The sequence below is a fragment of the Polaromonas sp. genome (assembly GCF_012927415.1).
GTDB lineage: Bacteria > Pseudomonadota > Gammaproteobacteria > Burkholderiales > Burkholderiaceae_C > Polaromonas.
In genome coordinates this window covers 1-10,186 of the sequence record NZ_JABBPF010000115.1, presented here as the reverse complement: position 1 = coordinate 10,186, position 10,186 = coordinate 1, and the positions used below count along the sequence as shown (strand labels likewise).

Annotated in this window: 10 protein-coding genes; 6 read left to right on the top strand and 4 right to left on the bottom strand. The window is 62.8% G+C overall.

All coding sequences use genetic code 11. From position 1 onward, the window contains the following. Together HHJ19_RS11300 and yghU are read right to left on the bottom strand one after the other, a co-directional pair. Positions 1–268: glutathione S-transferase N-terminal domain-containing protein (locus HHJ19_RS11300; RefSeq protein ID WP_296907302.1), on the bottom strand; the 268-nt coding region annotated here is incomplete at its 3' end. Positions 269–317: 49 nt separating this feature from the next. Then, positions 318–1,193, bottom strand: a complete 876-nt coding sequence (gene yghU / locus HHJ19_RS11295; protein WP_296907299.1) for a glutathione-dependent disulfide-bond oxidoreductase — start codon at positions 1,191–1,193, stop codon at positions 318–320. 125 nt (positions 1,194–1,318) lie between these two features. Between yghU and HHJ19_RS11290 the strand changes: the two genes are divergently transcribed. Beyond that, a complete protein-coding gene (locus HHJ19_RS11290; protein ID WP_296907306.1) occupies positions 1,319–2,365 on the top strand; it encodes a DMT family transporter in 1,047 nt (348 codons plus the stop codon). 25 nt (positions 2,366–2,390) lie between these two features. On the opposite strand, the gene HHJ19_RS11285 is transcribed toward HHJ19_RS11290, so the two are convergent. Further along, positions 2,391–3,347: an AEC family transporter gene (locus tag HHJ19_RS11285; protein WP_296907304.1), complete on the bottom strand. Its 957-nt coding sequence runs from the start codon at positions 3,345–3,347 to the stop codon at positions 2,391–2,393. Between the two features lie 97 nt (positions 3,348–3,444). Here HHJ19_RS11285 and HHJ19_RS11280 point away from each other — a divergent pair, with 97 nt between their 5' ends. The 4 genes from HHJ19_RS11280 to HHJ19_RS11265 all read left to right on the top strand — a co-directional run bounded on the left by HHJ19_RS11280 (position 3,445) and on the right by HHJ19_RS11265 (position 9,009). Further along, positions 3,445–5,595 carry an ATP-dependent helicase gene (locus HHJ19_RS11280; RefSeq protein ID WP_296907296.1) on the top strand — a complete coding sequence of 717 codons (2,151 nt, stop codon included), beginning with the start codon at positions 3,445–3,447 and terminating at the stop codon, positions 5,593–5,595. A gap of 243 nt (positions 5,596–5,838) precedes the next feature. Next, entirely contained in the window at positions 5,839–6,225 is a 387-nt protein-coding gene (locus HHJ19_RS11275) for a hypothetical protein (protein WP_296907293.1), read from the top strand. Between the two features lie 43 nt (positions 6,226–6,268). After that, positions 6,269–7,453, top strand: coding sequence for a phospholipase A (locus tag HHJ19_RS11270; RefSeq protein WP_296907290.1), 1,185 nt, complete (start codon positions 6,269–6,271; stop codon positions 7,451–7,453). A 227-nt stretch (positions 7,454–7,680) separates the two neighbouring features. Further along, entirely contained in the window at positions 7,681–9,009 is a 1,329-nt protein-coding gene (locus tag HHJ19_RS11265) for a cation:proton antiporter (protein ID WP_296907288.1), read from the top strand. A gap of 261 nt (positions 9,010–9,270) precedes the next feature. Here the strand turns inward: HHJ19_RS11265 and HHJ19_RS11260 are convergent, their stop codons facing one another. After that, the gene (locus tag HHJ19_RS11260) at positions 9,271–9,561 is read right to left on the bottom strand and encodes a DUF4148 domain-containing protein (protein ID WP_296907286.1); all 291 of its coding nucleotides are present in this window, start codon (positions 9,559–9,561) and stop codon (positions 9,271–9,273) included. 199 nt (positions 9,562–9,760) lie between these two features. Here HHJ19_RS11260 and HHJ19_RS11255 point away from each other — a divergent pair. Continuing rightward, a partial coding sequence (locus HHJ19_RS11255; RefSeq protein ID WP_296907284.1) for a LysR family transcriptional regulator occupies positions 9,761–10,186 on the top strand: 426 nt, incomplete at its 3' end.

Sequence of the window (10,186 nt, the reverse complement as noted above, 5' to 3'; positions counted from 1 at the left end):
CGTTCGGGCTGATGCCCAGTAGCGGCGGCTCCGGGTAGCGGGCCTCCAGCCAGGCCGTGATCGCTGCGTTGTCGGTCAGCATGGCTCCATCTTCCGTGCGCAGGGCGGGTACGGTGCACTGCGGATTGATTTTTTGGTAGAGGCCGCTTAGTTGCTCGGCATTCTTCAAATCCACCTGAACCGTCTCATGCGCAACCCCCTTTTCGGCAAGAAGAATTCGTGCGCGGCGCGGGCTGGGAGCGGTGATGCAGTCGTAGAGGGTGATCATGATGGGGTTTTGCCGAGAGGACAGGACAGGGAAGGACAGCAAGCCGGCATCAAAGCGGCGCGGCCAACTTGTCTTGCGTTCTGGTTTCGAAGTCGCCGGCATCATGGCGCTCGTGCAATTGGCTGGACGGCTGACCCGAGGTGCGGTTGACCATGCGACCGCGCCGGACGGCAGGACGGTGGGCAATCTGGTTTGTCCAGCGCAACACATGAGTGTAGGTCTCGACTTGCAGGAATTCACCCGCTTCATAGAGCTGACCCTTGACCAGCGTGCCGTACCAGGGCCATACCGCCATGTCGGCAATGGTGTAGTCGTCACCCGCCAGATAGGGACTCTGCGCGAGGCGTCGGTCGAGCACATCACGCTGGCGCTTGACCTCCATGGCGTACCGATCGATGGCGTATTCGATCTTGGTCGGTGCGTAAGCGTAGAAATGGCCGAACCCTCCGCCCAGAAAAGGCGCACTGCCCATCTGCCAGAAGAGCCACGACAGGCACTCGGCGCGCCTGGCGCCGTCGGCAGGAAGAAAGGCGCCGAACTTCTCGGCAAGATAAATCAGGATCGCGCCTGACTCAAACACCCTGATCGGCGCCGGCCCGCTATGGTCCATCAGCGCCGGAATCTTGGAATTTGGGTTGGCTGACACGAAGCCGCTGCCGAACTGGTCTCCGTCGTGGATCCGGATCAGCCAAGCGTCGTACTCCGCGCCACTGTGGCCAGCTGCCAGCAGCTCTTCCAGCATCACCGTCACCTTGACGCCGTTCGGCGTGCCCAGCGAATAGAGCTGCAGCGGATGTCGCCCGACCGGCAGTTGCTTTTCGTGGGTCGGGCCTGCGACCGGGCGATTGATGCTGGCGAAGCGCCCACCGTTCGCCTGGGTATCAGTCCAGATCGCGGGCGGCGTGTAAGAAGAAGGGTTGTCCATAGATGAGGCCGTTAAAGGTGGTGATTGTCGTGATTGTCGTGATGGGGGACTGTCAGGCAAAGCTTACAGACGCATGGTACGCGCACCGTCGCCAGTCTGCCGCGCCAGTCGCCGACAATGCGCCCATGAACCGCAACATCGTTTACGCCCTGCTCGCCGCTGCCCTGTTTGGCGCCAGCACGCCCTTTGCCAAATTACTGATCGGCGAGGTGTCGCCGGTGCTGCTGGGCGGGCTGCTTTATCTTTCGAGCGGCCTGGGCCTGACGCTGACAAGGCTGGTCCGGGACCGGGGCTGGCAGGCTTCGGGGCTTGCCCGATCCGAGTGGCCCTGGCTGCTGGGCGCGATCTTTTTTGGCGGCATTCTGGGTCCGGTGGCGCTGCTTTTTGGCCTGACGCACACCAGCGCCTCGGCGGCGTCGCTGCTGCTCAATCTGGAGGCGGTTTTGACGGCCGTGATTGCCTGGGTTGTCTTCAAGGAAAACGCTGACCGCCGCATCGTGCTGGGCATGTTCGCCATTGTTGCCGGTGGGGTGGTGCTGTCCTGGCCTGCGGGTGCCATGGCTGCCTCCGGCTGGACCGGTCCGCTGGCAATCGCCGCAGCCTGTCTTTGCTGGGCCATCGACAACAACCTGACCCGCAAGGTGTCGGCCTCGGACGCGCTGTTTATTGCCGGCAGCAAGGGCCTGATTGCCGGAACGGTCAATACCGTTCTGGCCCTTTCGCTCGGGGCGGTGCTGCCAAACGCCCTCACGCTGCTGTCGACGGCGGCGGTCGGGTTTCTCGGCTACGGACTGAGCCTGGTGTTGTTTGTGCTGGCGCTGCGCGGTTTGGGAAGCGCGCGCACCGGTGCGTATTTTTCAACCGCGCCCTTTATCGGTGCTGCGCTGGCGCTGGCGCTGCTGGGCGAAGCCACCACGCCGGCGTTCTGGCTGGCCGGTGGTTTCATGGCTTTGGGCGTCTGGCTGCACCTGACTGAAAAGCATGATCACGAGCACCTGCACGAGCCGCTGGCGCACACCCATCGCCATGCGCATGACGGCCATCACCAGCATCCGCACGACTTTGAATGGGAGGGCTCCGGGCCGCACGCGCATTGGCATGCGCACGCTGTGGTGACGCACAAGCACCCCCACTTCCCGGACATTCATCATCGACACGGACACGAACACTGACGCATCGCCAGCAGCGCCCTTGCCCTCAGGCCAGCAAGGCCACCGCCGCCGAAAAACTGAAGAACGCCAGCACCGTTGACAGCAAAATAATGCGTGCGATGCGCCCGTTGTCAGCGCCGAAGCGCTCTGCCAGCATGGCCACGTTACTGGCACTGGGCAGGGCCGCCACCAGCACCACCACGGTCAGGGCGAATCGGTCCAGCGGCAGGCCCCCAGCAATCGCCACCAGCCCTACGCCGCCCACCAGCAGCGGATGAACCACCAGTTTCATGAGCGCCACCGGCACGTAGTCGCGCAGCGGGGTGCGCTTCATGCTATTCATTTGGGAGCGCGCCAGCACCGCACCGATGGTGAATAGAGCCACTGGCGCGGCCGCATCGGCGAGCAGGCCGACGGTGCTCATGAGCGGCTTGGGCAAGACAAACCCCAGGGCCGAGGCCAACGCGCCCAGCACAATCGACCATGGCAGCGGATTGGCCAGCACGCCCCGAAGAGCCAGCCGCGCCGCCCTGGCCGCGCCGTGCTGGTCCGCGCCGTCAAGGCGCGACAGCGCAATGCACAGCGATGAGGTCACCAGCATGTCCAGGGCGATGGTCACAATCGCCGGGCCGGCAGCCGGCGCGCCCAGCAGCGCGACTAGCAGCGGCACGCCCATGAAGCCGGTGTTGGGAAAAGCGGCCACCAGCGCACCGAAGGACGCATCGTTCCAGCCCATGCGGTGGCCCCGGCGCGAGAAGGCAATCGTCAGACCCACCATCAGCACCGCGCAAACCAGATAAACCAGCACCAGGCTGGCATCAAGGAGTTGCGCAATCGGCGTGCTTGCGCCGAAACGGTAAAGCATGCAGGGCAGCGCAAAATACAGCACGAAGCTGTTGAGCCCCGGAATCGCTGCATGGGGAAGCATGAGGCTGCGCGCGGCCAAGTAGCCGCACAGCACCAGCGCAAAGAAGGGAAAGGTAACGAGGAGGATGCTTAGCACAACGCGTATTGTCACCGGCAGGGCTGGCGGCATGGCGACTCGCTATGATGCCGGCTCGCCTCCGCTTTTTTCGCACCCTTCCCCTACCTTCGCCTGCATGTCTTCCCCCCCTCCTGTTTCATCGGCCGTACTTTCCGCCAATTCGGTTGCGGGCGCCGGACTCAATCTCGCCCAGCAGGAAGCCGTCAATTACCTGCATGGCCCTTGCCTGGTGCTGGCCGGCGCGGGTTCGGGCAAGACACGGGTCATTACGCACAAGATCGGACGGCTGATCCAGGCCGGGCTCAGGCCCGATCAGGTTGCCGCCATCACCTTCACCAACAAGGCCGCTGCCGAAATGCGCGAGCGCGCCAAAAGCCTGATCGGCAAAGCGGCGCGCAGCGTGCTGATCTGCACCTTTCATGCGCTTGGCGTGCGCATGCTGCGCCAGGACGGTGCGGCACTGGGGCTGAAGCCGCAGTTTTCAATTCTTGACAGCGACGATGTGACGAGCATCCTGAAAGACGCGGGCGGAAGCACCGACGCAGCCACCGTGCGCCAATGGCAATGGACCATCAGCGCGTGGAAAAACAGCGGACTGAACGCTGCCCAGGCCGAAGCGCAGGCCATCGGCGATGAAGAACGGCTGATTGCGCGCATCATGGCGCACTATGAAGAGCGCCTGAGCGCCTACCAGAGCGTGGACTTTGACGACCTGATCGGCCTGCCGCTGAAATTGCTGCAGGAGCACGAAGCCGTGCGCAGCAAATGGCAGGCAGCGCTGGGCCATGTGCTGGTCGATGAATACCAGGACACCAACGCCACCCAGTACGAGGTCCTCAAACTGCTGGTCGGCGAACGCGGCCGCTTCACCGCCGTGGGCGACGACGACCAGTCGATCTATGGCTGGCGCGGCGCCACGCTCGACAACCTGAAACGCCTGCCGCAGGACTACCCGAACCTGAAAGTGGTCAAGCTCGAGCAGAACTACCGCTCGACCAGCGCCATCCTGCGGGCCGCCAACAACGTCATTGGTCCGAATCCCAAGCTGTTCCCGAAGACCCTGTTCAGCGAACTGGGCGAAGGCGAGCCGGTTCGGGTGGTCGATTGCGACAGCGAAGAACACGAGGCCGAGCGCGTGGTCGCTCGCATCCAGAGCCTGCGCGCCGAGGGCAGCCTGCAGGTCGAGGGCGGACAGTACCGCGAGTGGAAGGATTTCTGCGTGCTGTATCGCGCCAACCACATGGCCAAACCCTTTGAAAAGGCTTTTCGCAAGGCGCAGATTCCCTACAAGGTGTCAGGTGGGCAGAGCTTTTTTGACCGCGCTGAAATCAAGGACCTGTGTTGCTGGATGGTGCTGCTGGTCAACAACGACAACAACGCGGCCTTCATCCGCGCCATCAAGACGCCCAAGCGCGGCATCGGACACACCACCTTGGGCGCACTCAGCACCTTTGCCGACACTTACAAACTCAGCCTGTTCGAGTCACTGTTCAGCCACTCGTTGAGTTCGGTGCTGCCGGCCAAGGCCGTCGGCTCGCTCAGCGAGTTTGGCCGCTACCTGAACGACCTGGAATACCGCGCCAAACGTTGCGTTGGCGCCGAAGACGCGCGCACTTTTCTGACCGACTGGCTGAAGGAAATCGATTACGAAAAGCACCTTTATGACGGCGAGGAAAGCGAAAAAGTCGCTAGCGCGCGCTGGAACAATGTGATGGACTTTTGCGACTGGATGGCGCAGCGCTGCGGCGGACAGATCGCCGATGCGTCCGGCGCCACTGTCGAAAAGCCCGCCAAGACCATGCTTGAAGTGGTGCAGACGATAGCGCTGCTGTCGACCATCAGCGAGCGTGAAGGCGACCAGAACGTGGTGACGCTTTCAACGCTGCACGCCTCCAAGGGACTGGAGTGGCCGCATGTGGTGCTGGCCGGCGTGAATGAAGGCCTGCTGCCCTTTAAGCTGGAAGACGACGACGGCACGAACCCGGCAAAGACCGGCAGCATTGCTTTGCGCCTGCAGGAAGAGCGCCGCCTGATGTACGTCGGCATCACCCGCGCGCAACGCACGCTGGCGGTGAACTGGCTGCGCAAACGCAAAAAGGGCCGCGACATGATTCCGGGCGTGCCCAGCCGTTTTATTGCCGAGATGGCGCTTGATAAAGCCACCATCAGGGAAGACCCGCGCGAAAAACTCAAGGCACTGCGCGCGGAATTTGCCAAAAAATCCGCTGACGCACGGGTAGCCGCCGCTGGCGCCGAAAGCCGGTGACCTGGCGGTGCAAATTACCGGACAGCGCCTTTCAGATAACATGCCCGGTTGGCTTTCGCGTGGCGCGACCCGCCCGATTGCTTCCTGTCACAGCCCAGCCTTGTGCGCCCCGGCCGGGCCATTCACCGATCCATGCCTTTGAAACAGTTTCTCTCTCCTCTTTTTTTAATAGCAGCTTGCGCCCTTGCGACAACGGCAAACGCCCAGAAAACACCTGCATTTACGTGTCTGCCGGCGAGCAGCATGAAAGCCGAACAGCTGCATGGCCTGTGGTCTGTGCAATTCAGCCATCCCCCCGCCGGTTTGCCTGAGCGCGCCACGCTGCTGCTTCAGCGTCACGCGGAATTCACGGAGAGCCTGGCGGGCAGCGTCAGCCGTGATTTCGGGAAGGCGGCTGGCACGCCCGCCATCGCCGGCCATGCTGCGCAGGCCGCACTCGCTGGCGACCTCGATGAGGGTCTGCTGCTACTCGACGAATCCTCTGACCACATCAGCATCACCGGCACCTGGAATGGTGAAATGGTGGCGGGCTCCTGCGGAAAGGTCTATCAGGGCCTCTGGAAAGACACCAGCGCCAGCGCGCGCCCGGATGCAGCCGACGTTCCTTTCACGCTCACCAAACTACCCTGATCGCGCGGCCTGGATTCCCAGACACCGACGCTCCGGCAAACCCATGACCTTCAAACCCTCCACCCTGCGCCGCCTGCTGTTGGCGGCTGGCCTGCTGGCAACCGGTCACGCGCAAGCGCAAACCCTCTCCGCCGTTACCCCGCCGTCCAGTCGCCCGTCCAGTCTGGGCTGGCAAGCCTGCCAGGCGCTCAAGACCGATATGGCGCAGTTGACATGTTTTCAGCAGTGGGCGGATTCGCAGTTGCCGGCCAACACGCCGCTGGCCTCAACGACCACCGTACCGGCCAATCCGGCGACCGGCCAGCCGGCCACGCAAATCCTGCTGCTGCCCTCGCTCAACACCGAAGCGCCTGACGGCAAACCGATTGGCTGCCGCAATATCCAGTATTCCGAGCTGTCAAGGTTTTGGGAACTGCAGCGCGGCACCGATTGCGATACTTTTTCCCTGCGCGGTTACCGGCCGGTTTCGCTGGCTTTTGTGATGTCTGGTGGCGTCACGCCGCCCCCGGTCGCCGGTGATACAGTGCCGCCCGCCTACCGGCATGCGGAAACCAAGATCCAGCTCTCGGTACGCACCAAGCTCGCCAAAGGCTTGTTCAAGAACGGCGACGTGGACGAAGACGACCAGGATTCGCTCTGGTTTGGCTACACCCAGCAGAGCTACTGGCAGCTGTTCAGTCCGGCGCTGTCGCGGCCGTTTCGCGCCACCGACCACGAGCCCGAGCTGATTTACATCTACCCGCACCAGATCGCGCTGCCCGGTGGCTGGAATTACCGGCTCTCAGGCCTCGGGCTGGTGCACCAGTCCAACGGCCAGTCAGATCCGCTGTCACGCAGCTGGAACCGCAGTTACCTGATGGGCGCGGCGGAGAAGGTTTTGAGCCCCGAGTCCAGCCTGCGCCTGCAGGGCCGCCTCTGGGACCGGCTGCGCGAGTCGCCGGGCGACGACAACAACCCGGGCATTGAAAACTACATTGGCCGCGCCGAACTCACCGGCACCTGGCAGATTAACAAGGCCAACACCGTGGCCGTGACGCTGCGGCACTCGCTGCGCAGTGAAGCCCGGGGATCGACACGGATTGACTGGCTGATGGCCCCCTCATCGTCGCCCGCCTACACGGGCTTGCGTTACCACGTCCAGCTGTTCAGCGGCTATGGCGACAGCTTGCTGGACTACAACAAGAGGCGTAATGTTCTGAGCCTCGGCCTGAGTCTGGTGGAATGGTAGGTTTTCACCGCCACACCGCCTGTTTACTATTTTTTTCATAGCAGCTAATAGCGATTCCCATTGGACCAGGACCGCATTCCATCCATAGCCACGCAGCATCGAGTGCCTCGGGCCGCTGCCTTCGCTGGCGGGCCGCGGCTGCGCCACCCCGCATACCTGCTTTAAGCTGTGCGAATGTTGAAACCCCTGTTTTGTGCCGCCAGGCAGCAGCGCACGCCGGCCTGGTCATGATCGAACCCTCCGCTTTCACGCTCGGCTGCATCGCTGCCGGCCTGCTGCTGATTGCCATGACGCTGGGCGGCTCCTTCATTGCCCGTTTGCCGCTGAGCGCCGCCATGCTTTACCTGGGGGCAGGTGTGGCAATCGGCCCCCTGGGTTTGGGGCTGCTCCGGCTCGATGCCCTGAAAAACACCGTGCTGCTGGAGCGCCTGACCGAAGTGGCTGTGCTGGTCTCGCTGTTCACCGCCGGTATGAAACTCGAACTGCCACTGCGCGACCGGCGCTGGCGCATTCCGGTGCAACTCGCGACCGTGTCGATGCTGGTCACGGTGGCTGCCATCACCGCGCTTGGCGTGTTCGGTTTGGGCTTGCCCCTCGGCGCGGCGGTGCTGCTTGGGGCCATCCTGGCGCCGACCGATCCGGTGCTGGCTTCTGACGTGCAGGTGTCCAACCTGGGCGACCGTGACCGGCTGCGTTTTGGCTTGACCGGTGAAGGCGGGCTGAACGATGGCACGGCTTTTCCCCTGGTGATGCTGGGCTTGGGCCTGCTTGGCCTGCACGAACTGGGTGAAGGTGGCTGGCGCTGGTGGACGGTGGATGTGCTCTGGGCCGTCACGGGCGGTTTGGGCCTGGGCTACCTGCTGGGCACGCTGGTCGGTCGGGCCATCATTTACTTTCGTATGCGTCATCGCGAGGCGCTCGGTTCCGACGAATTCATCGCGCTGGGCCTGATTGCGCTGACCTATGGCCTGGCCCTGGCAAGCCAGACTTACGGCTTTCTGGCGGTGTTCGCTGCCGGACTGGCGTTGCGTCGCATCGACGAAGTCAAACCGGCCGCAGCGGCCGAGCCGTTGCCCGAATTAAGCGACGCGGACCGCGCCGCCTCCGGCGCTGAAGCGCCCGCCAACATGATGAAGGCAGTGCAGCGCTTTAACAGCCAGCTCGAAAGCTTCATCGAGGTGGGCATCGTGCTGGCGGTCGGCGTGCTGATGGCTACGGTGGAGTTCAAGCGCGAAGTGCTGTGGTTTGTCCCGGTGCTTTTCCTGCTGATCCGCCCGCTGGCGGTCTATGTCGGACTGCTCGGCACGCCGGTCGGCGGATCGCAGCGCAACCTGATGGGCTGGTTCGGCATACGCGGCATCGGCTCGCTGTATTACCTGCTTTACGCCATCAACCACAACATCCAGCCAGCCCTGGCCGAGCGCCTGCTGTCCCTCACGCTGGCCGTGGTGGTGGCTTCGGTGATCGCTCACGGCATTTCGGTGACGCCGCTGATGGCGCATTACGAAGCGCGCAAAATTGCCAAAAAAAGACAACGCCGTGATTTCCCTGACTGAGATGCCGCGCTGGCAGGTCCGGCGTGGCGCTCGTCCGGTGCCCGAAATCCCACGGGGCAGCGAAGATTGTGCTTTTTATACGGAATCAGCCTCCGGTCCAATGGTATTGGTTATCGACTGCTATTTTTTTATAGCATCAGGCAATGCTTTTTTCCCTACCCCAGCGGACAAACGCCATGACAGCCGCAAGGCCCGTCACGGCGTTGATCGGGCTGAAACCCGACCCACCCCGCCGGTCAGTTGCGGGCTCGGTGTGCGGCCTTACTGCTGGCTGGTTTTAGACAACGCAGCGGCGGCTTGCGGGGCTGCACCGGCCTTTTCGGCAGGGAAGACACCCGCGCTTTGCTGTCCGGTTGCACCGTTAAAGCTGGAGCTGGCGACCGCGCCTCCGCGCTGGGCCTGCAGCACTTCGGCCTTGACTTCCGCACGGGTTTTGCTCGTCGGCGCTTTCATCTGGTCGAACAGGTAGGGATTAAAGGTATCGGCAGACGCCGCCACTGAAGTGAAGGCGGCGACGGCCACAACAGCGGCGGCAATGAAGTTTGATTTCATGATGAAGATCCTTTTGAAGTTGAAGTCACATTCCGGGCATGGCGGGCACTTCCGTCTGTCCAGCCTCGGTGAGTCGTCCTCGCATGGCTTGGACTCATCGATACATGAACTTTATTCCACTGATATCAATCAAAAAACAGCAATACAGACAATACATTGATGTTGAAACAGCAACAATAAGACATTCAGGAGCAAACCCATGGACCGGCTTCAATCAATGCGCATCTTTCAGCAAGTCGTGGACGATGGCAGTTTTGCCGCCGCGGCGCGCAAATTTGACCTGTCGGCAGCCGTCGTGACACGGCTGGTCGGCGACCTGGAAGCACACTTGGGCGTGCGCCTGTTGCAGCGCACCACCCGCCGCCTCGCGCTGACCGATGCCGGCGAGGCCTACCTGGCCCGCGTGCGACACATCCTCAACGATATTGACGAAGCCCATGCCGCCGCGCAGGCGCATGCGCAAGAGATGGCCGGCGTCATCCGCATCCTCACGCCGCCGATATTTGGCGTGCATGTGCTGGCGCCGCTGATCGCCGAGTTTGGTCGGCGCTACCCCAAGGTGATGCTTGACATCCATGTGGACTCCCCACCTGTGCCGCCGATTGAAGACTACGACCTGACACTG

Excerpts from the sequence above, each read along its gene's own strand:
- yghU (WP_296907299.1), bottom strand. The coding sequence starts at position 1,193 with ATGGACAACCCTTCTTCTTACACGCCGCCCGCGATCTGGACTGATACC.
- HHJ19_RS11290 (WP_296907306.1), top strand. The coding sequence starts at position 1,319 with ATGAACCGCAACATCGTTTACGCCCTGCTCGCCGCTGCCCTGTTTGGC.
- HHJ19_RS11280 (WP_296907296.1), top strand. The coding sequence starts at position 3,445 with ATGTCTTCCCCCCCTCCTGTTTCATCGGCCGTACTTTCCGCCAATTCG.
- HHJ19_RS11275 (WP_296907293.1), top strand. The coding sequence starts at position 5,839 with ATGAAAGCCGAACAGCTGCATGGCCTGTGGTCTGTGCAATTCAGCCAT.
- HHJ19_RS11270 (WP_296907290.1), top strand. The coding sequence starts at position 6,269 with ATGACCTTCAAACCCTCCACCCTGCGCCGCCTGCTGTTGGCGGCTGGC.
- HHJ19_RS11265 (WP_296907288.1), top strand. The coding sequence starts at position 7,681 with ATGATCGAACCCTCCGCTTTCACGCTCGGCTGCATCGCTGCCGGCCTG.
- HHJ19_RS11260 (WP_296907286.1), bottom strand. The coding sequence starts at position 9,561 with ATGAAATCAAACTTCATTGCCGCCGCTGTTGTGGCCGTCGCCGCCTTC.